Here is a 23,128-nt window from a genome sequence, read left to right as displayed (position 1 = left end):
TGCCCGACAAGGCGTGTTCTTTTGAGCAGTTTTTCTTTCCCGTGCAGCATATTTACGCGAAAATGCGCACCGTTAGCGGTACATTGCCCTCAAGTAACGAGAAGTTTGGCCATCCTGACAATCCGCCACCGTGCGCGGCGGGCCTTCCGCCACCACCGTGCCGCCGGCCTCGCCGGCGCCCGGACCGATATCGATCACCCAGTCGCAGCCGGCCACCACGCGCATCGTGTGCTCGACCATGATCACGCTGTTGCCGGCATCGACCAGGCGGTTCAGCTGGGCCATCAGGCGGTCGGCGTCGAGCGGATGCAGGCCGGTGGTCGGCTCGTCCAATATATACAGGGTGCCGCCGCGGGTGGCGCGCTGCAGTTCGGTCGCCAGCTTGATGCGCTGGGCTTCGCCGCCGGACAGCTCGGTCGCGCTCTGGCCCAGGCGCAGGTAGCCCAGGCCGACCTCGCGCAGGGTGTTGAGCGGGCGCGCGACCGGTTCCTGGTCTTCGAAGAAGGCGTAGGCTTCGTCCACCGTCATGCCGAGTACGTCGGCGATGTTCTTGTCCTTGTAGTGCACGGCCAGCGTGTCGGCGTTGTAGCGTGCGCCTTCGCAGGTCGGGCACGGCGCGTACACGCTGGGCAGGAACAGCAGCTCGACCATGACGAAGCCTTCGCCGGCGCAATGCTCGCAGCGGCCCTTGGCGACGTTGAAGGAAAAGCGCCCGGCGTCGTAGCGCTTTTTCTTGGCTTGCGGCGTGGCCGCGAACAGCTTGCGCACCTGGTCGAACAGGCCGGTGTAGGTGGCCAGGTTCGAGCGCGGGGTGCGCCCGATCGGCTTCTGGTCGACCCGCACCAGGCGCTTGACCCCTTCCATCCCGCTGGCGATGCGGCCTTCGGTCGGGATGGCTTCCTCGCGCTCCAGCCCCGGCTCCTCTTCCGGCTCCTCCTCGGGCGCGCCCTGGCCGAGCGCCGCGCCGACCAGGTCGACCAGCACCTGGCTCACCAGCGTCGACTTGCCGGAGCCGGACACGCCGGTCACGGCGGCCAGCACGCCGAGCGGGAAGCGGGCGCGCAGGTCGTGCAGGTTGTTGCGGCGCACGCCTTCCAGTTGCAGCCACCCGGTCGGTTCGCGCGGGGTGCGGTCTTCGATGCCTTTTTCGTCGAACAGGTAGCGCCGCGTGTGCGATTCGGCGACTTTCCTGAGGCCGTCCGGCGCGCCGCTGTACAGGATGCGGCCGCCGCCCTCGCCCGCGTGCGGGCCGACGTCGACGATCCAGTCGGCATGGCGGATCACGTCCAGCGCATGCTCGACCACGAACAGCGAGTTGCCGGCCGCCTTCAAGCGCGCCAGCGCATCCAGCAGCGCCTCGGTGTCGGCCGGGTGCAGGCCGGCCGAGGGCTCGTCCAGCACGTAGACCACGCCGAACAGGTTGGAGCGCACCTGGGTCGCCAGGCGCAGGCGCTGCAGTTCGCCCGGCGACAGCGTCGGCGTGCTGCGCTCCAGCGCCAGGTAGCCCAGGCCCAGCGCCAGCATCACGTCCAGGCGCGCGCACAGGTCGGCAGCGATGCGCTGGGTGACGATCAGCTGTTCGGCGTGCTTGTCGGTCTTTCCTTTCGGTGCGCTGCCGTCGGCATACGGCTGCAACAGCTTCGCCAGCCGCTCGAGCGGCATGCGCGACAGTTCCGTGATATCCAGGCCGGCAAACGTGATCGCCAGCGCTTCCGGACGCAGGCGCTTGCCGTGGCAGGTCGGGCATTCCAGGCCGACCATGTAGCGTGCCACCCGCTTCTTCATCGATGCGCTCTCGGTGGTGGCGAAGGTCTGCATCACGTAGCGGCGCACGCCCGTGAAGGTGCCCTGGTAGCTGGGCGTGTCCTTGCGTTTCAGCGCCTTCTTGGTTTCCTCGGGCGTCAAGCCGGCGTAGACCGGGACCGTGGGCGTCTCGTCGGTGTACAGGATCCAGTCGCGGTCCTTCTTCGGCAGGTCGCGCCAGGGCGTGTCGACGTCGTAACCCATCGTCACCAGGATGTCGCGCAGGTTCTGGCCGTGCCAGGCCGGCGGCCAGGCAGCGACCGCGCGCTCGCGGATGGTGAGCGAGTCGTCCGGCACCATCGACTGCTCGGTGACTTCGTAGATGCGGCCCAGGCCGGAGCACTGCGGGCAGGCGCCTTCGGCGGTATTCGGCGAGAACGATTCGGCGTACAGGATGCCCTGCCCCGGCGGATAGTCGCCGGCGCGCGAGTACAGCATGCGCAAGGAATTCGACAGCGTGCTGACGCTGCCCACCGACGAGCGCGTGGTCGGCGTGCCGCGCTGCTGCTGCAGCGCCACCGCCGGCGGCAGGCCGTCGATGTCGTCGACTTCCGGCACCGGCATCTGGTGGAACAGGCGGCGCGCATACGGCGACACCGATTCCAGGTAGCGCCGCTGGGCTTCGGCATACAGGGTGCCGAAGGCGAGCGAGGACTTGCCGGAGCCGGAGACGCCGGTGAACACCACCAGCGCATCGCGCGGGATGTCGAGGTCCACGTTCTTGAGATTGTGCTCGCGCGCGCCGCGCACGCGCACGTGGCCGGGCATGCCGGCGCTGGACGGGGTCGGCGTGGGGTCCTGCGGGTGGTCGGGCTTGCGGCGCATCGGGGTTCCGGGTGGTGGCTTGGAAGGCTTCATTACAACGCACCAGGCCGGGTGGCGGCGGTGCGGTGACGCACGGAGTGCGGTCGAAGACGCGCCATGTGGATACCCCGTGCTGCTGCCAACGTCGCCCCTGCGAAGGCAGGGGCGACGTGCTGGCGGTAACACTTATGGAATCAAGCGCTCGGCCCTGAGTGCCGAAAACAGGTCAAAGAACGAATCCTCGGTCGCCTGCCAGGCCGAAAAACCCAGCCGCCGGCTGTTCGCCATGTCCGTCATTACCTCGATCGGCCGGCCCAGGTCCAGGTCCGTATGCCAGGCCGACGCCAGCCGTCCGAGGTCGGCCTCGACCAGGTTGTGCTTCTGCGCGATCTTGCGCCACACCTCGCCGTCGTTCGCCATGGCCTCTTCCAGCGGCCGCACCTGGCCGTCGAAACCGGCCGCCTGGACGCCGAACCAGGCCGCCAGCCGGCGCCACAGCCAGCTCCAGCGGAAATAGTCGCCGTTGGTAATATTGAAGGCTTCGTTCTTGGCCGCGTCGGTATCGGCGGCCCAGCGCAGCTGTTTCGCCAGCATGCGCGCATCGGTCACGTCCGACAGGCCGTTCCACTGCGCTTCCGAACCCGGGAACTGGAACGGACGCCCGGTCTCCTTGCAGATCGACGCGTACACGGCCAGCGTGGTGCCCAGGTTCATCGCATTGCCGACCGCCAGGCCGACGATCGAGTGCGGACGGTGCACGGTCCAGGTGAAGCGGTCGCGCTCGGCCGCGGCATAGACTTCGTCTTCCTGGGCGTAATAAAAGTTTTCGCTGGGCAGGCGCGGCTGCTCTTCGCGCAGCGGCGTGTCCGGCAGCGTACCCGAGCTGGCGTAGGCTTCGAACGGGCCCAGGTAATGCTTGAGGCCGGTGACCAGCGCCACGTGGCGCAGCGACTTCCTGGGCGCCAGCGCGTCCAACAGGTTGCGTACCATGGCCGCGTTGACACGGATGTTCTCGGCTTCGGTGTCCTGGCGCATCCAGGTCGTGATAAAGACGTGGGTGGGCGCCACGTCCGCCAGCGCCTGTTCCAGCACGGCGGTATCGAGCAGGTCGGCGGCGACCGGGATCAATCCCGGCAGGTCGCGCGGCGGCGTGCGCGCCAGGCCGTAGACGGTCCAGCCGTGGGCCAGCAGTTCGCGGGCGGTGTAGCGGCCGCCGATGCCGCTGGCACCGACCACCAGTGCACTTCGTTGCATGATGCTTTCCTTGTTGTATTGTCAAAAGTTTATTGTGGCCCGTTTCCGCCGGCGGTGGCGCGAGCTTGCTCGACAACATGGCCGCCCTCGCCTGCCAGCGCTTCCAGCCGCTCGACCACGGTCCGCATCGGATCGCTGCCCTCGAACCGCGCCTTGACGGCAGCACATTGCCTTGCCACCGCTATGTCGGTTAGTTGCGTCAGCTTGCCGGCCAGCCGCGCTGCGTTCACCCGGTCGGCGCGCAGGCTGGCGCCCACGCCCAGCGAAGTCACCCGCGCCGCGTTGTCGAACTGGTCGTGCGCCAGCGGCACCACCAGCTGCGGCGTGCCGGCGCGCAGCGCCTCGGCGGTGGTGCCGATGCCGCCGTGGTGGGCCAGCGCCGCCACCTGCGGCAGCAGGCGCCGCAGCGGTACGTAGGCCTGCCACAGGCTGGACGTCGGCAAATCGGCCGGCACCTGGTCGCGCTGCGGGGTCAGCAGGATCGCGCGCAGCCCAAGTTGGCGCACTGCGGCGCAGGCGTCACGAAAATACGCGCTCGCCTGGAAGTTGCCGGTGCCGTGGGTGAACACGACCGGGGCCGGCCCGGCGTCGAGGAAGCGCAGCAGTTCGGGCGCCAGTGGCGCATCCGGCTTTGGATCGAACAGCGGAAAACCGGCGCGCGCCAGCGGCTGCGGCCAGTCGGGCGGCGTCGGCGCGAACCACTCGGGGAACAGGGTCAGCGACAGGTCGGCTAGCCCGAACAGGTCGCTCAGCAGGCTGGCCATCGGCGGCAGGCCGCGCGCCGTCCGCGCTGCGTTCACTTCGGGCAGCGCCACCGGATCGATGAAGGTGCGCGCGCCCCAGCGCCACAGCGCGCGCCGCGCGGAAAACGGCACCCACGACGGCACCCGCCACGGCCCCACCAGCAGCGGGTCGTGCACCGTCGGCAGGTTCTGCGGCGCCAGGTAGGCCGCCGCGACCTTCAGGTCCGGGCGGCGGGCGCGGCACAGGTCGGCCTCGGGCAGCGCCAGCGGATGCACCAGCAGCACCAGCCGTTCGTCGCCGGGCAGCGCATCGACGAACGCATTGAAGCGCGCCATGCCCGGCCGAGTGGCGCGCCAGACCACCCCGAAGCCGCGCGTCGGATGCCACAGGTCGGGGTCGTGCAGCACCGCTTCGTCGGCGGGCAAGCCAATGAAGTCCAAGCCGCTGCCTTCCACGAAGGGGGCGTGCTGCACCGGCGCCAGGAAGCTGACGCGGTGGCCGGCCGCGCGCAGGGCCAGCGCCATCGCCATGAAGGGGAACAGGTCGCCGGCGGAACCGATGGTGACGACGACGAAATGGATGGGGGAAAGGATGCCGGTCTCCAAGGCAAGGACACGGGACGACTCTACGCGAAAGACCGGCGGCGCGGCGCCGTCTTCCGGCCTAGCCATGGTGCATGCCGAGGTGTCGGAAAGCCTTACAGCGGCACGGGCACATTAACCGGTTCCCCTATACGCATAAGCGAGGCAGCGCTGGCACAAAACTGGCTTGTGTAAATACACTGCGTCCGGGCCCGGCCCGCGCAGCATGGGTTCTTCTCTCACGATCACGATCACGAAAGGAACGCACGCGCCATGTCCCATCCATTCCGCATCTTCGCCGCCGCCCTTGCCTTGCTGGTTCTGCCGGCCCTGCCCGCCTCGGCGACACCCAGCCTGAACACCTTCGGCGTCAACGGCAGTACCGCCGTCTTCGACTGTCCATGGAACGCCAGCCATACGGCCTGCGACTGGTCGCAGCTGACCAGCTACAACGGCGTCACCAGCGTCAGCGCCACCGGCATCAGCTCGGTGGCGCAGGACATCCGCGGCACCGCCGCCGTCAGCGCCGAGATCGGCACCGACTCCTGGCTGCCGGTCCTGCATGCGTATGCCAGCAGCAATCCCGACTACGCCGGCGCCGGCACCTACGGCGGCAGCGCCCGCGCCGACGCCAACGTCTGGGGCGTGCAAGGCTACCGCTACGTCGGCGACGCGCCTTTCATGCTGACCGTGACCGCCACCCTCGATTCGGTCTTTTCGCGTCCGGACAGCGACAGCCAGGGCAACCACTCGGCCTTCTTCCTGTCGCTGTTCGACACCGCCGGCTATGCGTTCGGCTATGCCCCGCCAACCGTGTTCCAGACCGAGCTGTGTCCGATCGTGTTCCTGCCCGGCCAGCGCGGCTGCGAGTCGGCGCCGGCGGTGTACGACCACGCCACCCAGATGCTGCACGACAGCGGCACCATCGGCGCCACCATCGCTTATCTGCTGCAGCCGGGCCAGTCCTTCTACGTCGGGGCCTTCCTCGACGCCAGCGTGTGCTGCGGCGCCACCGTCGATTCCAGCCACACGCTGCGGCTGGCCTTCAACGACGCCTCGCTGCTGGTCAACACCCCGGTCGCCGGCGCACTGGCGGTGCCGGAACCGGGCACGCTGCCGCTGACGGCGCTGGCTGCGGCCGTGCTGCTGGGCGTGCGCCTGCGGCGCCGCATGCATTCCTAGGCTGACGGCAGCGACAGGACCGGGCAAGGCAGGCGGGCCGCGCCATGGCCGCGGCGGCGCAAAAACGCTATCATCGGCGTTCTTTCGTCCGATAAATACACAGTAACAATGAGACCCGATCCCCTGTCGCTGCGCCTGTTCGTCGCCGTCATCGAACACGGCACGATCGCGGCGGCGGCCGCACGCCACCACATCGCCGCCGCCGCCGTCAGCAAGCGCATCAGCGAACTCGAGGCCCAGCTGAACACCCAGTTGCTCATGCGCAGCAACAAGGGCATCACCCCGACCGCCGCCGGCGTCGCCCTGATCAACATGGCGCGCCCGGTGCTGGCCGACCTCGACAACATCGTCGCCCAGATGCACGATTTTTCGCGCGGCACCCAGGGGTCGGTGCGGGTGCTGGCGAATATCTCGGTGATGACGCAGTTCATGCCCCAGGCGCTCAAATCCTTCCTGGAGAAATATCCGCTGGTGCAGGTCAGCCTGGAAGAAAAAGTCAGCACCGCCATCATCCGCGGCATCGAGGACAACACCGCCGACATCGGCATCTTCACCCAGGTGCCGCACGGCGACAACATCGAGGTCTACCCCTTCCGCAACGACGATCTGGTGCTGATCGTGCCGCACGGCCATCCGCTGTCGGGGCGCACCGCGGTGACCTTTGCCGACACCATCGACTACGAATACGTCGGCCTGCACGTCGGCAGCAGCCTGAACTTCCAGCTGGTGCGCGCCGCCAGCGACCTGGGACGCTCGCTCAAGCTGCGCATCCAGGTCAGCGGCTACGACGCCCAGTGCCTGATGGTCGAGGCCGGGCTCGGCATCGGCATCCTGCCGCGCGACAGCCTGCATACCTACAGCGCGCTGAAACTGCAGTCGATCGCGCTGGACGAGCCGTGGGCGCACCGCCAGCTCGAGATCGCGGTGCGCTCGTACGAGGCGCTGCCGGTCGCCGCCAAGCTGCTGTTCGACCACTTCCTCGGCGTACACTAAGTCCGCATATGACCCGCCATCGCGCCACGCGATGGCGGGTTCGCCAACCGCTGCTTTACGTCCCCGCGGCGCTCGTCCATCCTAGGACCAGACCGAAGGAGACGACCATGCAGCTACCCACCGATGTCCGCATCACCGAAGTCGGCCCGCGCGACGGCTTGCAGAACGAGCCGCAGAACCTGCCGACCGCGCACAAGATCGACCTGATCCGCCAGCTGGCCGCGGCCGGCTGCAAGGAAGTCGAAGCGACCGCCTTCGTCAGCCCGAAGGCGATCCCGAACCTGGCCGATGCGGCCGAGGTCATGCGCGGCACCGCCGGCCTGGGCATCACCCGCTTCGCCCTCATCCCCAACGCCAAGGGCTACGGGCGCGCGCTGGACGCCGGCGCCGACGGCATCACGCTGGTGATGTCGGCCACCGACAGCCATAACCGCAAGAACCTGAACCAGACCGTGGCCGAGTCGATGGCCGAGCTGGCGCCGCTGGCGGCGCGCGCACGCGACGACGGCCTGGCCGCGCGCCTCTCCATCTCGATGGTGTTCGGCTGCCCCTTCGAGGGCGATCCGGGCCTGGAGCGCATCCGCGCCATCGTCGACCGGATGGCGGGCCACGGCTTCACCCGCATCGGCCTGTGCGACACCATCGGCATCGCCAGCCCGCAGCAGGTGCACGACCGGGTCAGCCGCCTGGTGCAGGAATTCGCCGGCCTGGAATTCGAGCTGCACTTCCATGACACCTACGGGCGCGGCCTGGCCAACGTGCTGGCCGGCTTGGAGGCCGGCGTGACCCGCTTCGACAGCTGCGTCGGCGGCCTCGGCGGCTGCCCGTTCGCACCGGGCGCCACCGGCAACATCGCCACCGAAGACCTGGTCTCGATGCTGGACGCCAGCGGCGTGCGGACCGGCGTCGACCTGGACGGCTTGCTGGCGGCGTCGGACTTCCTGGACGCCCAGCTCGACACCCGCATCCAGAGCAACCGCTGGCAGGTACACAACGCCCAGCGCCAGCTGCGCAAGGCCGCCTGACCGGACACCGGCAATAGTGGATAGAGGAGACAGACATGACAAGTACAAACGACACCACCAATACCGAACGCAAGACCGGCCCGCTGGCCGGCATCAAGGTCATCGAGATGGGCACGCTGATCGCCGGCCCCTTCGGCGCGCGCCTGCTGGCCGAATTCGGCGCCGACGTCATCAAGATCGAGCCGCCCGGCAAGGGCGACCCGATCCGCAACTGGCGGGTCCTGCATAACGGCACCTCGCTGTGGTGGTACGTCCAGTCGCGCAACAAGAAATGCATCACCCTCGACTGCGGCTCGCCCGAAGGCCGAGAAGTCCTTAAATCGCTGCTGGCCGAGGCCGACGTGCTGATCGAGAACTTCCGCCCTGGCACCCTCGACAAATGGGGCTTCTCGCGCGAAGCGCTGGAAGAAATCAACCCGCGCCTGATCATCTCGCGCATCTCCGGCTTCGGCCAGACCGGCCCGTACAGCAAGCGCGCCGGCTTCGGTGCGATCGGCGAATCGATGGGCGGCATCCGCCACCTGACCGGCTACCCGGGCATGGCCCCGACCCGCGTCGGCATCAGCCTGGGCGATTCGCTGGCCGCGATGTACGCCGTGATCGGCATCCTGATGGCGCTGTACCACCGCGATGTGCGCCAGGGCGGCGGCCAGGAAATCGACGTGGCCCTGTACGAAGCCGTGTTCAGCCTGATGGAAAGCATGGTGCCGGAATACGACCAGAAAGGCGTGGTGCGCGAGCGCACCGGTTCGATCCTGCCGGGCATCGCCCCATCGAACGTGTACCCGACCCGCGACGGCAAATATGCCGTCATCGCCGCCAACGGCGACGCCATCGTGCAGCGCCTGCTCAAGGCGATGGGCCGCGAAGACCTGGCCGACGACGAGCGCTTCGCCAGCAACGAAGTGCGCGTCAGGCACATGGACTTCATCGACGGCCTGATCGGCGCCTGGAGCGCCACCATGGACCTCGACACCTGCCTCAACGTACTGAATGAATACGCGATTCCGGCCGGGCCGATCTACAGCATCGAAGACATCTTCCGCGACGCCCAGTACCAGGCGCGCGAGATGATCCTCGACGTCGAGCATCCGGAATTCGGCACGCTGAAGGTGCCGGGCATCGTGCCCAAGCTGAGCAAGACCCCGGGCAGCGTGCAGTGGCTGGGCCCCAAGCTGGGCGAACACAACCTCGAGGTGCTGAAGCAGATCGGCCTGACCGACGACCAGATCGCGCAGATGGCCGCGCAGGGGGTGATCTGATGGCACGCACGCTGTACGACAAGCTGTGGGAGCAGCACCTGGTGCACGAGGATGAACACGGCACCGCCTTCATCTACATCAACCGCCACCTGATCAACGAAGTCACCAGCCCGCAAGCCTTCGACGGCCTGCGCATGGGCGGCCGCCCGGTGTGGCGCCTGAGCGCCAACCTGGCGGTGGCCGACCACAACATCCCGACCGAAGGGCGGCGCAGCGGCAGCGATGCCATCGTCGACGCGGTATCGCGCAAGCAGGTCGAGACGCTGGAACAGAACTGCGCCGCCACCGGCATGGACTACGTGGCGCTGGACGACGTACGCCAGGGCATCGTCCACGTGATCGGACCGGAACAGGGCGCCACCCTGCCCGGCATGAGCGTGGTCTGCGGCGATTCGCACACCAGCACCCACGGCGCCTTTGCCGCGCTGGCCTTCGGCATCGGCACCTCGGAAGTCGAGCACGTGCTGGCGACCCAGATGCTGCGCACGCGGCGCTCGAAGACGATGCTGGTGCGGGTCGAAGGCGAACTGGCCCCCGGCGTCGGCGCCAAGGACGTCGCGCTGGCCATCATCGGGCGCATCGGCACCGCCGGCGGCACCGGCTACGCGATCGAATACGCCGGCGCCACCATCCGCGCGCTGTCGATGGAAGGCCGCATGACCCTCTGCAACATGACGATCGAGGCCGGCGCGCGCATGGGCATGATCGCGGTCGACGACACCACGGTCGACTACCTGCGCGGCCGCCCGCAGGCGCCCCAGGGCGCGCAGTGGGAACAGGCGGTGGCGCAGTGGCGCGGCCTGGTCTCGGACCCCGGCGCGCGCTTCGACAGCGTGGTCGAGATCGACGCCACCACCCTGCGCCCGCACGTGACCTGGGGCACCTCGCCCGAGATGGTCGCCACCGTCGACGGCCGCGTGCCCGATCCGGCCGCCTTCGACGATCCGGTCAAGCGCGACGCCGCCGAGCGCGCGCTGGCCTACATGGGCCTGCAGCCGGGCACGCCGGTCGGCGAGATCGCGCTGGACAAGGTTTTCATCGGATCCTGCACCAATTCGCGCATCGAAGACCTGCGCGCCGCAGCCAGCGTGGTGCGCGGCAAAAAGGTGGCGGACAACATCCGGCTGGCGCTGGTGGTGCCCGGCTCCGGCCTGGTCAAGCGCCAGGCCGAGGCCGAGGGCCTGGACCGCATCTTCGTCGATGCCGGCTTTTCGTGGCGCGAGCCGGGCTGCTCAATGTGCCTGGGCATGAACGACGACCGCCTGGCCCCGGGCGAACGCTGCGCCTCGACCTCGAACCGCAACTTCGAGGGACGCCAGGGCGCCGGCGGCCGCACCCACCTGGTCAGCCCGGCGATGGCGGCGGCGGCGGCGATTGCCGGCCGTTTCGTCGATGTGAACGCACTCTGAACGCGGGAGAAAACATGCAAGCCTTTACCACCCTGCACGCTCTCGTGGCGCCGCTCGACCGCTCCAACGTCGACACCGACGCCATCATCCCGAAGCAGTTCCTGAAGCGGGTCACGCGCACCGGTTTCGGGCCCAACCTGTTCGACGAATGGCGCTACCTCGACCACGGCGAAGCCGATACCGATTGCTCGACCCGGCCGCTCAATCCCGACTTCGTGCTGAACCAGCCGCGCTACCGGGGCGCCGGCATCCTGCTGACGCGCGAGAATTTCGGCTGCGGCTCCTCGCGCGAGCACGCGCCGTGGGCGCTGGCCGAATACGGCTTCCGCGCCATCGTCGCGCCGAGCTTTGCCGACATCTTCTACAACAACTGTTTCAAGAACGGGATCCTGCCGGTGGTGCTGGATGCGGCGACCGTCGCGCGCCTGTTCGGCGAGGTCGAGGCGACACCGGCTTATGCGCTCGAGATTTCGCTGGCCGAACAGGTGCTGCGCACGCCTTCCGGGGAAGCCATCCCCTTCGAGGTGGATGCCTTCCGCAAGCATTGCCTGCTGAACGGGCTGGATGAGATCGGGCTGTCGCTGCAGCATGCGGACAAGGTGCGCGCCTACGAAGAGCGCGTGCGGGGGGAATCTCCTTGGCTAGTAGCTTAATTTTTCTCCATGACAAAACCAACCCAACAAATAAAAGATCGATTACAACCGAGCAGGTTGTAATCGGACAATCGTTTTACCCTGTAATTCTAACCAGCCAATTCAATTACTCGTCGAGCTCCCTCAGACGCGGTGTGAACTGCAAACCACTTTAGTTTAACTGCGTCAGCCTCACGTTCAATTTCTATGCTATTTGCTCGCAATACACTTCGTTGCTTCGAACCAAGTGTAGCATCGTCGTCACGAGGCACAGCGGCAATTAGCGCAGCCGAATTTATTCCGGAAATTTCACGTGCACGTTGCAGTTCGAATATTCGTGCACGAGCATCCCTCATGCTTGCACCTTGCCGCACCGGGTGAATTACAGTGAAGTGCAGGATCGTTTTCGGTGAGCAGAAACCGAACTTTACGTTAATTCCTCCTTGAATAAGCTCGGCACCTCGGCCAAAACCTGATAATAGATCTGGACGCAATTTCGTAACTTCGTGCTTCACCTCCGATCCAAATCGACGATTCACCTCCTCTTGAAGGGGAGAGTCAGTCTCTTCTAGCTCATCAAGCTTATCAAGGTTGCCTAAACTACTATAAAGTAAGCATGCCGTTTGAAGAAGGTCACTAGAAGTCTGCGCTTCTGTATTACGAACGGGGCCAGGATGAATTCCCAACATTGGTTCAGATAAGACTTCTATTGATTGAGCTGCTGTCGCCGCGATCTCGAATATATTTAAGGAGTGCTCGATAAGTCGACGAAGACCAGGGGCGGATTTCCCAAACAGGCACTCCAACACATCATTTCTAATCGTCCGAACAGCCTTAAAGCGGTGTTCAAATCCATGTACCACACCAACCATTATCCGTTCGCCTGTCCCGGCAACTGGCTCCCAGTATAATGGGCGCCATGGCCAAATATTAACATGCGAAATTAGCTTTACGTTATGGTTGATCATGGCCGGTCAATAGGTCGACGGGACGAGGAAAACGTGCAACCAAGCGATTTCCCAACGATGTAAGACGGCTTGCAACAAATTGCGCTATTCCATCCGTAGGAACTGGAGTTGATGCTAACACTGAAGTAGTTAAAGTAGGTGCGTCCCTGCTTAGCAGGAGAGCTTGTGCCATTGCACTATATTGCATGCTTTCCGCTTGGCCAGAAAAAACCGACATGTCACACATTTTATTCCTATCCGGAAGATGTGCACCTTGACCAAGCGATAAAGCATGGTCAATCCAGATTTCGTTAGTTCCGTCCCAAAGGATGTTTCCAAGATTCCGGTCTCGATTGTCGATTGCTTCATCGCATGCCACTGCAAGCGGAGCAGTGCTTAATCCACATGCTACTCTTACTGCTTCTTTTAACACAGCTTCTCTTATTGCTCCTACAGGCAAAGAGTCGACAGCTAGGGACTGCTTAAGATTAGGGTAGCCTATGTCTGCACTAGCAAAAGCTAACATCGCACCTTCGTCAATTAAGAAAGGACATGGAACAGGCAACCCCCACTCCTGCAAGATGATTGCTGAAAAAACTTCTGCCGCTATGTGCTCTATTGGTATTCGCTTCAGGATTGCCGAGCGCTTTGTTCCATCTGGAAGGCGAATTATGCAACGTAGAGCCCCAGAAACACCATCACCTGCAGGGGTTTCGCTACCTTTCACAACGGAGGCAACTTCTAGTTTCATGCAGTTTATTTAGCGGAAGATTATTCGGCATGACAATTAGTAAAATTGTCGCCCAAAATATTACTTCGTTCACCAAGCAACAACTTCTACGCCTTGCAATTTCTTACGAAAATAATTTAGCACCCCAACGGTAACATCTTGGAGTACGATCGTTACATTTGGATGATGCTTGATTATCTGCACGAGCTTCTTTTCGTATTTATCACTATCGCTGAAACAAGTGTAATCAGGTGCAATCACGTAGACCCGATCACACATTGCTAACAACTGAAGTTCCTCTTTGGTATGCTGCGGATCATTATCGGAAGAAAGAAATACAGCACATGGATTCACTTTTGGCAATTCTTTTGCCGATGAGATCAGAGGGATATAAACTTTATTTATCCCATCTTCTCGACTTGCCGAAATACCGCTTAACCTCAGGGTGACAAGCAACTCTCTATAGGCCATACCCCCGCCGCGACTGCGATCAGGATCGTTGAGGACCGCAAAATCTAACGGGCCAGCCCCATTATCATTGATCTCTACACAATGGTTTGAAAATTTTATTTCCACTGCTGAAGCCTGCCCATGGCTCAGGACATTTCGCGAATGCTCAATCAAAAAGTCACGAAGAGCTCCCGCCAAAGGTTTCCCCCAAATCTCTCTAATACACGAATATTCAACCGCCCTCCCTATCTTTTCATTACCGTCGTCTTTAGATACCGATACAGTATCAGGAGCTATCCCTAAGCTGGTTAATTCAGGATGACGGACGAGCTCAATATTTCCGTGGGATTGTCGAATTTTTGCTTTAAGCTCTGCAAGGCGTCGCCAAGACTTCAATAATCCAACCGTATACGTAACTTCATCGGTATCAATTAACTCTGCGTGAACATTACAACACCAAACACCGTTGTCTATAGAACTCCTTTGTTCTGGGGAAAGAGACGGATCATGGCGACGCGCTCCTTTTCCACCACTAGCAGAATTAATATGAGCAGCCTCGCCCGTGTTTGAGGTGGCAGTCGATGACTCGTCACTTGGACCCACTGTTGTAGCGGGGCATCCAGGGAACGAACAGCGGTAGCCTGCCCGCTTGGCCAAGGCGGCCTTTACGGTCGGGGAGAAATTGTCGCGCGCCATTATCACTCTTACAGCTTGATGTCTTTGATGTCCTATCCTCACACATCTATATCGATTATGCAACATTTGGAACGTGACATCATCCCTCGTTAGTTTTGACAAATCTAGTGGTTACGGTATTGCGCGCGAAAACTTCGGCTGCGGCTAGTCGCGCGTACACGCCATTTGGATGTCGGCTGAATACGGCTTCTCCGATCATCGCGCTGAGCTTCGCCAGCATCTTCTATTACAACTGTTTCAAAAAGGCATCGTGCTGGTGGTGATAGATGTGGCCATTTTCAGCCGACTGGTTGGAAAGGTCGAGGCGACGCCCGGTTATACGCTCAATATCTCGCTGGAGACGCAGGTGCTACGCACGCTTGGCGAAGCAGCGATTCGTTTGAAATTGATGGGTTCGCAAGCATTGCCTGGTGAATTGGCTGGCTGGGATCGGGATGACGCTGCAGTTTGCCGAAAGGTGCACGCGGCGCGACAAAAATGCGAGGCTGGTAATATGCGGAACACATGAAACAACGCATCGGGAGGATTCCATGAAAGTATTGATGGTACTGACGTCGCACGACCAGCTCGGCGACACCGGCAAGAAAACCGGCTTCTGGCTGGAAGAGTACGCGGCGCCCTATTACGTGCTGAAGGACGCCGGCGCCGACATCACGGTGGTGTCGCCGCAGGGCGGCCAGCCGCCGCTCGATCCGAAGAGCGATGCGCCGGACGCGCAGACCGACGCCACCCGGCGCTTCAAGGGCGATGCCGAAGCGCAGGCCGTGCTGGCCTCGACCGGCAAGCTGGCGGACGTCAATGCCGAAGACTTCGACGCCGTGTTCTATCCGGGCGGACACGGCCCGCTGTGGGACCTGGCGGAAGACCGGGCGTCGATCGCCCTGATCGAAGCGATGGCGGCCGCCGGCAAGCCGGTCGCCCTCGTCTGCCACGCGCCGGGCGTGCTGCGCAACGTCAAGGCTGCCGACGGCACGCCGCTGGTCCGCGGCAAGCAGGTGACCGGCTTCACCAACACCGAAGAGGAAGCGGTCGGCCTCACCCAGGTAGTGCCTTTCCTGGTCGAGGACATGCTCAAGCAGAACGGCGGCAATTATTCCAAGGGACCGGACTGGCAGCCGTATGTGCTGACCGACGGCAAGCTGGTCACCGGGCAGAACCCGGCGTCGTCGGAACAAGGCGCCGAGGCGCTGCTCAAGCTGCTGGCCTGACCGAAAACCCAGGGTTAAAACGACAACGCCGCCCGGCTTGCACCTGGCGGCGTTGTTTTATCTGCGGCAGGGAGCGAAGCTCGGCTTATCGATTGACCAGGCTGCGCGGCTGCAACAAGGCCAGCAAGGCGCCGAGGAACAAGGCACCCGACACCACATACATGCCAGCATTGGTGCTGTGGGTCACGTCCTTCATCCAGCCGATGATCGACGGGCTGACGAAACCGGCCAGGTTGCCGAAGGAATTGATCATGGCGATGCCGGCAGCGGCCGCCGTGCCGCCCAGGATCGAGCTCGGATAGGTCCAGAACACGGGCATGGTGGCCAGCATGCCGGCGGTGCCGAGGCAAAGCGCCACCATCGCCAGCGCGACGTTGTCGCCGTAGATCGTGGCCAGCAGCAGACCCAATCCGCCCAGCGCGCTGGCAACAGTGAAATGCCAGCGCCGTTCGCGGGTGCGGTCTGCGCTTTTTGCGATGGCCAGCATCGCGACCACGGCGCAGCCGTAGGGAATGGCGGTCAGCAGGCCGACGTCCATCGCATCCTTGACGCCGGCCGCCTTGATCAGCGTCGGCAGGTAGAAGCTGATGCCGTACAGGCCCATCATGCAGCAGAAGTAGATTGCAGCCATCAGCCAGACACGCGGATTGCCGAACACACCCGACAGCGCGTGATCGACCTTGCCGGTGTTTTCTTTCGCAATATTCTCTTCCAGCAGCTGTTTCTCTTCATTGCTCAGCCACGACGCGGCACGGATGCTGTCGGGCAGATAGAAGATCGTGACGACGCCCAGCACCAGCGACGGCAGAGCTTCGATCAGGAACAGCCATTGCCAGCCTGCCATCCCCTGCGCGCCGTGCATGGCGTTCAGGATCCAGCCCGACAGCGGACCGCCCACCACGCCGGCAAACGGGATGCCGATCATGAACAGCGCATTCATGCGGCTGCGCCGCTGCGCCGGGAACCAGTAGGTCAGGTACAGCACGATGCCGGGGAAGAAGCCGGCTTCGGCCACGCCCAGGAAGAAGCGCAGCACGTAGAACAGCGTCGGGCTGCTGACGAATATCATCGCCGCCGACAGGATCGCCCAGGTGATCATGATGCGGCCGATCCAGACACGGGCACCGACCTTGTGCATGATGATATTGCTCGGGACCTCGAACAGGAAGTAGCCGATGAAGAACACGCCGGCACCGAGTCCATACACGGTTTCGCTGAACTGCAGGTCGTTCAGCATCTGCAGCTTGGCAAAACCGACGTTCACGCGGTCGAGGTAAGCCGCGACGTAGGAGATGAACAGGAAGGGCAGCAGCCGGGCCGTCACCTTGGCGTAGGTAGCGGTTTCCTTCTGCTCGCGCTGCGCCATGCCGGCGCCCTTGGAGAGAGTATGGGTAGTCATGTTCGATCAGAACTTGCCGGACAACAGATAACCGGCGTCCGGCACGACCGGTGCCAGTTCCAGTTTCCTGAGGATGCGGTAGACCGTCGCGGTGGCCGCCGACAGCACCGGCTTGCCCAGCATGTCCTCGACCTTCTGGATCGCCGGCAGCGACGGCATCTGCACGCAGGCCGACAGCACGACCGCGTCGGCGTCGCTGATGTCGAGGCGCTTGGCGTGCTCGATCAGGTTCATCGGATCGAGGCGGCCGACGGCCAGGTTGTCCGAGACTTCCAGGCTGATTGCATCGGTTACCTCGATGCCGGTGTCTTCGATGTAGTCGACCACCTGCTGGGTCAGGGGCTTCATGTAGGGCGTGATCAGCGCCACCTTCTTGAAGCCGAGTTCGTGGATGGCGTCGACCAGGGCGCCGGCCGAGCTGACCACCGCGGCTTGCGCCTTGTTCTCGCGCACCATGTCGGACAGGCGTTTCTCCGATTGCAGGTGGTAGCCGGGCCCCTGGCACATGATCGCCACCAGGCAGGCATAGGCCAGCACGTCGCAGCGCGCATCCGACAGTTCCAGCGCGCAGCGGTCGCTGTCGACGTCCATCTTCTTCAGCTCTTCCGGCGTGACGTGCATCATGCGCATGCGCGCCGAGTGGAAGGTGAAACGCTCTTCCGGAAATTGATTGAGTCGCGACTGCAGCATCGCCGGTACTTCGGTCTCCATCGTCGTGTTCGAACTTGGCACGATCTGGCCGATGCGATAGGTTTTCATGCTTGATTCCTCTGTTGTTTCAATTAGTTGCCGCTGGTAAGGACAGTGCCCTTGGTTTCCTGCAGGGTGAACACCATCAGCGCGGCGGCGAAATATGCCACCGCCGCGAGTGAAATCGTGGTCGTGAAGCCGATGATCGGGATCAGCACCGGCACCAGCTTGATGCCGGCGATGGCGCCGACGCGGCCGAAGTTGAAGCAGAAGCCGGATGCGGTCGAGCGGATGCTGGTCGGGAACAGTTCCGAATACCAGGCACCGAAGCCGCTGAAGTAACCGGTGAAGAAGCCGAGCAAGGCGGCCAGCGCGCCCAGCGTGACCACGTTCTGGGTGGTGAAGGCCAGCTTGCCGTCGGTCAGCGGCATGGCGCCGGCGCCGAAGGTGAATACCGGGACCATGATGGTCATGCCGATGAAGAAGATCGCGAACGAGATGCGGCGGCCGACCTTTTCGGCCAGGTAGCCGTAGACCACGTAGCCGAGCATGGCGCCGATGCCGGTCCAGACCAGGAACACCGGGGCCTGGTCGATGCGCACCTTGAGCGTGCTTTGCAGGAAAGCCGGGGTGAAGGTGAACACGATCCAGTAGCCCAGCATGCCGAGCACGGAAATCGTCAGCGCCAGCAGCACCGGGCGGCGGTATTCGGGCTTGAAGATCTCGAACAGGCTGCCCTTGCCGCTGTTCTTCTTCATGAATTCGCGGTTGGCCAGCCAGACCGGCGATTCCTTCACGTAGAACAGCACGAACAGGAAGGTGGCGTAGGCCGGCAGGCTAGCATAGATGAACAGGTCGCGCCAGGCTTCCGGATTGGCCGGGTCGAGCATGTTCCAGGCGAACACCGCGGCCAGCAGGTTGCCGCCCGACCAGCCGGTCTGCATGAAGGCGATCGCCTTGGCGCGGCCTTCCGGCTTCCAGACTTCGCAGATCAGCGATGCCGCCGCCGACCACAAGCCGCCGACGGCGATGCCGACGATGAAGCGGTAGACGTTCAATTCGAACAGGTTGGAGGCGAAACCGCACAGCAGCGTGCCGGTGCCGTAGGCGAGCACCGAAGCGAGGATGGTCTTCTTGCGGCCGATGCGGTCCGAGATATTGCCGAGGAAGTAACCGCCGATGCCGGTGGCCAGCAGGAACCAGGCCACGGTCGAGACCACGTCGCCCATCTGGACGCCGAAACTGTGGGCGATGGCCAGCATGACGAAACCGAAGATGCCGGCGTCGAGCGCGTCGAACAGCCAGCCCAGCCAGGAGCCGAACAGGGCCGTGTACTGCTGGCGCACGGTGAAGGTGGTTGCGGCAGGGGCCAAGGCCACCTGGGGCTTGAGGTAAGCGCTTTTCATGAAGTCTCCAATGTTGTTTGCCGCCAGGGGCAAGGCCGGTTCACGCCTTCGATGTGCGTGTAATTACCTGGATGGCATGTTCACTCCGCCTGACGCGCACGTAAAGAAACCAATCGCGACCCTGCCATCGCGGTTCGCGATGGCGGAATTGACGGATGAATATTGGACGGCAAGGCCAGCTGCGTGGCCTGCCAGGGGATGAAGGAAGACGGCGGCGTCGAGCTGGACGGGCCTGGAGAAGACGAAAATGAAGGACTGGCCGGGACGCCGGCTAGTCCGCCTTGAAGTTCTGCCCCAGCGACATCGGCTTGTTCAGCAGGATGGTCTGCGGATTGCGGCAGATGATCACCAGCACCACGATGGTGGCCAGGTACGGCAGCATCGACAGGAACTCGGATGGAATCGCGATGCCCAGCCCCTGCCCGTGGAACTGCAGCACCGTCACGCCGCCGAACAGGTAGGCACCCAGCAGCAGGCCGCGCGGCTTCCAGGTGGCGAACACCACCTGGGCCAGCGCGATCCAGCCGCGGCCCGCCGTCATGCCCTCGACCCACATCGGGGTCAGCGCCAGCGACAGGTAGGCGCCGCCCAGGCCGGCCAGCGCACCGCCGAACAGCACGGTGGCATAGCGCAGCTTGATGACCGACATGCCGATCGCGTGGGCCGAATGCGGCGCTTCGCCGACCGCGCGGATCAGCAGCCCGATGCGGGTGCGCGCCAGCACCCAGCCGACCACGGCCACCAGCACCAGCGACAGATAGACCAGGATGTCGAAGCGGAACAGCAAGGGACCGACGAACGGCAGGTTGGACAGCACAGGGATGGACAGGTGCGGCAGCGGCGCCACGGTCTGGCCGACCAGGTCGCGGCCGAGGAAGGCCGACAGGCCGAGGCCGAACAGGGTCAGCGCCAGGCCGGTGGCGACCTGGTTGGTCTGCAGGGTCAGCACCAGGAAGGCGAACACCAGCGCCATCGCGGCGCCGGCCGCCAGCGCGGCCAGCAGCCCCAGGCCCATCGAACCGGTGTGCAGCGTGGCCGAGAAGCCGGCCACCGCACCCACCAGCATGATGCCCTCGAGGCCGAGGTTGATCACGCCGGAGCGTTCGGCCACCAGTTCGCCGGTCGAGGCCAGCACCAGCGGGGTGGCGGGACCGGCGGTGCTGGCCAGGAAGGCGATCACATAATCAGGATTCATGGGCGGTCTCCAGGGGAACGGCCGCGTCGGTGGTGGCACCGGTCTCGCGTGTGCGCGGCTTGAAGCGGTAATGGATGAACAGGTCGGCGGCCAGCAGGTAGAACAGCAGCAGGCCCTGGAACAGGCCGGTGATGGCCGAGGGCAGCTGCAATTCGATCTGGGCCGATTCGCCGCCGATGTAGAGCAGCGACATCAGCAGCGACGCCAGCAGCACGCCGAGCGGATGCAGGCGGCCGACGTAGGCCACGATGATGGCGGCGAAGCCGTAGCCCGGCGACACCGAAGGCTGCAGCTGGCCCAGCGGCCCGGCCACCTCCCCCACCCCGGCCACGCCGGCCAGCGCGCCGCTGACCATGAAGGCGAACCAGACGTTCTTCGGCTCGGAAAAGCCGGCGTACAGGGCGGCCGCCGGCGCCATCCCGCTGACCTGCATGCGGTAGCCGGCAAAGGTGTGGCGGCAGAAGAACCAGGCCCCGGCCACTGCCAGCAGCGACAGCGGGAAGGCGGCATTCACGCGCAAGCCTTCCTTGAGCAGCGGCAGCAGCGCGGCGTCGCCGAACATCTTCGATTGCGGGAAATTGAAGCCGGCCGGGTCGCGCAACGGGCCGTGCACCAGGTAGCCGAGGAACAGGTAAGCCACGTACACCAGCATCAGGCTGACCAGGATTTCGCTGGTGTTGAAGCGCGTACGCAGCAGCGCCGGCACCGCGGCCCAGGCCAGGCCGCCGAGGGCGCCGGCCAGGATCATCAGCGGCAGCACCCACCCGGCGTCGACGCCGTCGAAATGCAGCGCCACCCAGCCGGCGGCCACCGCGCCCATGGTCAGCTGGCCGTCGGCGCCGATGTTGTGGACGTTGGCGCGAAAGCCGATCGCCAGGCCGACGCCGCACAGGATCAAGGGTGTCGCCTTGAGCAGCAGCTCACCGATGCCGTATTCGGTCGTGAGCGGCTTGATGAAGTAGACGTAAAAGGCATGCAGCGGCGCCTGGCCGAGGAACAGGAACAGCAGCGAGCCGGTGGCCAGCATGGCCAGGGCCGCGATCAGCGGCGAGGCCAGCATCATGGCGCGCGAGGGGGTGGGACGGGCTTCAAGCCGGGACATGGTCGACTCCTAGGTTGACGGGGGCGTCGAACTCGCCGCTCATCCACACCCCGATCTGGTTGACGCTGGTGGACGCCACCGGCACCGCGTGCGACAGCCGGCCCTTGGCCAGCACCGCGATGCGGTCGCACATCATGAACAGTTCATCGAGTTCCTCGGACACCACCAGCACCGCCACGCCCGCGTCGCGCAGGTCGATGATGGCCTGGCGGATCAGCATGGCCGCGCCGATGTCGACGCCCCAGGTCGGCTGGGCCAGCACCATGAGCTTTGGCGCCAGCTCGACCTCGCGGCCGACGATGAATTTCTGCAGGTTGCCGCCCGAGAGACTGGATGCGGCCGCGCCGGCACCGCCGCACTTGACCTTGAACCGCTTGATCACGCCAGCGGCAAACGCGCCCACCGCGCCGCGCCGCAGCAGGCCGCCCTTGACCATGCCGGCGCCGGGCGACAGGTAGCCGGTCAGCAGCGCATTGTCGGCCAGCGACAGTGCCGGCACCGCGCCACGCCCGAGCCGCTCTTCCGGCACGAAGCCCAGGCCCAGGCGGCGCCGCGCGGCCGGATCGAGCCGGCCGGCGTCCTTGCCGAGGATGCGGATGCTGGCCGCCTTGGGCGCCGCCAGTTCGCCCGAAATCGCCTTCAGGAGTTCCTGCTGGCCGTTGCCCGAGATGCCGGCCAGGCCGACGATCTCGCCCGCTCGGACTTCCAGACTAATGTCTTGCAGGCGCGTGCCGAACGGGTCGCTGCTGGCCAGGTCGAGGCGATCGATGGCCAGGCGCACCTCGCCCGGCGCGCGCGGCAGCAGGCTGCAGGTCGGCAGGTCGCCGCCGATCATCAGTTCGGCCAGCGAATGCGCGGTCTCCTGTTTCGGCACCGCGGTGCCGGAGACGCGGCCGGCGCGCAGCACGGTCGCCTTGTCGCACAGCGACTGGATCTCGTCGAGCTTGTGGCTGATATACAGGATGCTGACGCCCTCCGCCGCCAGCTGGCGCAGCGAGACGAACAGCTTCTGCACGGCGTCCGGCGTCAGCACCGAAGTCGGCTCGTCCATGATCAACAGGCGCGGCGACTGCAGCAGGCAGCGCACGATCTCGACACGCTGGCGCTCGCCCACCGACATGCTGTGCACGCGCTTGTCCGGATCGAGCGGCAAGCCATATTGTGCGGAGACGGCGCGGATGCGCGGTGCCAGCTGGGCCGGCGCGATTTTCTCGTCGAGTGCCAGCGCGATGTTCTCGGCAACCGTCAGGGTCTCGAACAGCGCAAAGTGCTGGAACACCATGCCGATGCCGAGGCGGCGCGCGCTGGACGGCGACGGGATCTGGACCTGCCGTCCTTCCCACATGATTTCGCCGGCGTCCGGCTTGGTCACACCGTAGATCATCTTCATCAGGGTGCTCTTGCCGGCGCCGTTCTCGCCCAGCACCGCGTGGATCTCGCCGGGCATCACGGTCAGGTCGACGCCGGCGTTGGCCACCACCGAGGGATAGCTTTTCGAAATGCCGAGCAGCTGCAGCCGCGGCTCGACACGTTGCGCTTCTGTGTTCAAGGGATGCTCCATCGTGGTGGACTCGACATGCAAGCATTGCAAGGTCCGTGCCATGGACGCCCATTCA

The 23,128-nt window shown here is 64.4% G+C and carries 20 protein-coding genes; 7 read left to right on the top strand and 13 right to left on the bottom strand.

Annotated elements, in window-relative coordinates:
- Positions 1-72: 72 nt before the first annotated feature.
- The 3 genes from FBX97_RS15165 to FBX97_RS15155 form a co-directional block, all read right to left on the bottom strand.
- Positions 73-2,628: an excinuclease ABC subunit UvrA gene (locus FBX97_RS15165; RefSeq protein WP_141834528.1), complete on the bottom strand. Its 2,556-nt coding sequence runs from the start codon at positions 2,626-2,628 to the stop codon at positions 73-75.
- A gap of 165 nt (positions 2,629-2,793) precedes the next feature.
- Positions 2,794-3,861 carry an SDR family oxidoreductase gene (locus FBX97_RS15160; protein WP_141832973.1) on the bottom strand — a complete coding sequence of 356 codons (1,068 nt, stop codon included), beginning with the start codon at positions 3,859-3,861 and terminating at the stop codon, positions 2,794-2,796.
- Positions 3,862-3,890: 29 nt separating this feature from the next.
- Positions 3,891-5,276, bottom strand: a complete 1,386-nt coding sequence (locus FBX97_RS15155; RefSeq protein WP_255517475.1) for a glycosyltransferase — start codon at positions 5,274-5,276, stop codon at positions 3,891-3,893.
- A 183-nt stretch (positions 5,277-5,459) separates the two neighbouring features.
- Between FBX97_RS15155 and FBX97_RS15150 the strand changes: the two genes are divergently transcribed.
- The 6 genes from FBX97_RS15150 (at position 5,460) to leuD (ending at position 11,710) form a co-directional block, all read left to right on the top strand.
- Positions 5,460-6,368 carry a PEP-CTERM sorting domain-containing protein gene (locus FBX97_RS15150; RefSeq protein WP_141832971.1) on the top strand — a complete coding sequence of 303 codons (909 nt, stop codon included), beginning with the start codon at positions 5,460-5,462 and terminating at the stop codon, positions 6,366-6,368.
- A gap of 108 nt (positions 6,369-6,476) precedes the next feature.
- Positions 6,477-7,361 carry a LysR substrate-binding domain-containing protein gene (locus tag FBX97_RS15145; RefSeq protein ID WP_141832969.1) on the top strand — a complete coding sequence of 295 codons (885 nt, stop codon included), beginning with the start codon at positions 6,477-6,479 and terminating at the stop codon, positions 7,359-7,361.
- A gap of 107 nt (positions 7,362-7,468) precedes the next feature.
- Complete coding sequence (locus FBX97_RS15140) at positions 7,469-8,386, top strand: hydroxymethylglutaryl-CoA lyase (RefSeq protein WP_141832967.1); 918 nt, start codon at positions 7,469-7,471, stop codon at positions 8,384-8,386.
- A gap of 35 nt (positions 8,387-8,421) precedes the next feature.
- Positions 8,422-9,648: a CaiB/BaiF CoA-transferase family protein gene (locus FBX97_RS15135; protein ID WP_141832965.1), complete on the top strand. Its 1,227-nt coding sequence runs from the start codon at positions 8,422-8,424 to the stop codon at positions 9,646-9,648.
- On the top strand, positions 9,648-11,057 hold the full coding sequence (leuC, locus tag FBX97_RS15130) for a 3-isopropylmalate dehydratase large subunit (RefSeq protein WP_141832963.1): 1,410 nt from the start codon (positions 9,648-9,650) through the stop codon (positions 11,055-11,057). The genes FBX97_RS15135 and leuC overlap by 1 nt, the downstream gene beginning before the upstream one ends.
- Before the next feature lie 14 nt (positions 11,058-11,071).
- On the top strand, positions 11,072-11,710 hold the full coding sequence (gene leuD / locus FBX97_RS15125; protein ID WP_141832961.1) for a 3-isopropylmalate dehydratase small subunit: 639 nt from the start codon (positions 11,072-11,074) through the stop codon (positions 11,708-11,710).
- An 89-nt stretch (positions 11,711-11,799) separates the two neighbouring features.
- Here the strand turns inward: leuD and FBX97_RS15120 are convergent, their stop codons facing one another.
- The 4 genes from FBX97_RS15120 to FBX97_RS30485 form a co-directional block, all read right to left on the bottom strand.
- Complete coding sequence (locus tag FBX97_RS15120) at positions 11,800-12,657, bottom strand: hypothetical protein (protein ID WP_141832959.1); 858 nt, start codon at positions 12,655-12,657, stop codon at positions 11,800-11,802.
- On the bottom strand, positions 12,644-13,387 hold the full coding sequence (locus FBX97_RS15115; protein ID WP_141832957.1) for a hypothetical protein: 744 nt from the start codon (positions 13,385-13,387) through the stop codon (positions 12,644-12,646). The genes FBX97_RS15120 and FBX97_RS15115 overlap by 14 nt, the downstream gene beginning before the upstream one ends.
- Positions 13,388-13,456: 69 nt before the next feature.
- Positions 13,457-14,512 carry a hypothetical protein gene (locus FBX97_RS15110; RefSeq protein ID WP_141832955.1) on the bottom strand — a complete coding sequence of 352 codons (1,056 nt, stop codon included), beginning with the start codon at positions 14,510-14,512 and terminating at the stop codon, positions 13,457-13,459.
- A 315-nt stretch (positions 14,513-14,827) separates the two neighbouring features.
- Positions 14,828-15,016 carry a hypothetical protein gene (locus FBX97_RS30485; protein ID WP_370457273.1) on the bottom strand — a complete coding sequence of 63 codons (189 nt, stop codon included), beginning with the start codon at positions 15,014-15,016 and terminating at the stop codon, positions 14,828-14,830.
- Between the two features lie 26 nt (positions 15,017-15,042).
- Here FBX97_RS30485 and FBX97_RS15100 point away from each other — a divergent pair, with 26 nt between their 5' ends.
- Positions 15,043-15,720 (top strand): type 1 glutamine amidotransferase domain-containing protein, encoded by a 678-nt coding sequence (locus FBX97_RS15100; protein ID WP_141832950.1) that lies wholly within the window; start codon positions 15,043-15,045, stop codon positions 15,718-15,720.
- A gap of 85 nt (positions 15,721-15,805) precedes the next feature.
- Here FBX97_RS15100 and FBX97_RS15095 read toward each other — a convergent pair whose 3' ends face one another.
- From FBX97_RS15095 to FBX97_RS15070, 6 genes are all read right to left on the bottom strand, one after another.
- Complete coding sequence (locus FBX97_RS15095) at positions 15,806-17,119, bottom strand: MFS transporter (RefSeq protein WP_141832947.1); 1,314 nt, start codon at positions 17,117-17,119, stop codon at positions 15,806-15,808.
- Positions 17,120-17,125: 6 nt separating this feature from the next.
- Entirely contained in the window at positions 17,126-17,878 is a 753-nt protein-coding gene (locus FBX97_RS15090; RefSeq protein WP_141832945.1) for an Asp/Glu racemase, read from the bottom strand.
- 23 nt (positions 17,879-17,901) lie between these two features.
- Positions 17,902-19,215 (bottom strand): MFS transporter, encoded by a 1,314-nt coding sequence (locus FBX97_RS15085; RefSeq protein ID WP_141832943.1) that lies wholly within the window; start codon positions 19,213-19,215, stop codon positions 17,902-17,904.
- Positions 19,216-19,486: 271 nt separating this feature from the next.
- The gene (locus FBX97_RS15080) at positions 19,487-20,410 is read right to left on the bottom strand and encodes an ABC transporter permease (RefSeq protein WP_141832941.1); all 924 of its coding nucleotides are present in this window, start codon (positions 20,408-20,410) and stop codon (positions 19,487-19,489) included.
- Complete coding sequence (locus tag FBX97_RS15075) at positions 20,400-21,512, bottom strand: ABC transporter permease (RefSeq protein WP_141832939.1); 1,113 nt, start codon at positions 21,510-21,512, stop codon at positions 20,400-20,402. Before FBX97_RS15075 ends, FBX97_RS15080 begins: the two co-directional genes overlap by 11 nt.
- Positions 21,499-23,061 carry an ABC transporter ATP-binding protein gene (locus tag FBX97_RS15070; protein ID WP_255517474.1) on the bottom strand — a complete coding sequence of 521 codons (1,563 nt, stop codon included), beginning with the start codon at positions 23,059-23,061 and terminating at the stop codon, positions 21,499-21,501. Before FBX97_RS15070 ends, FBX97_RS15075 begins: the two co-directional genes overlap by 14 nt.
- Positions 23,062-23,128 lie beyond the last annotated feature (67 nt).

The organism is Herbaspirillum sp. SJZ107 (assembly GCF_006715485.1).
Classification (GTDB): domain Bacteria; phylum Pseudomonadota; class Gammaproteobacteria; order Burkholderiales; family Burkholderiaceae_D; genus Telluria.
This window is presented reverse-complemented; position numbering and strand designations above follow the sequence as displayed.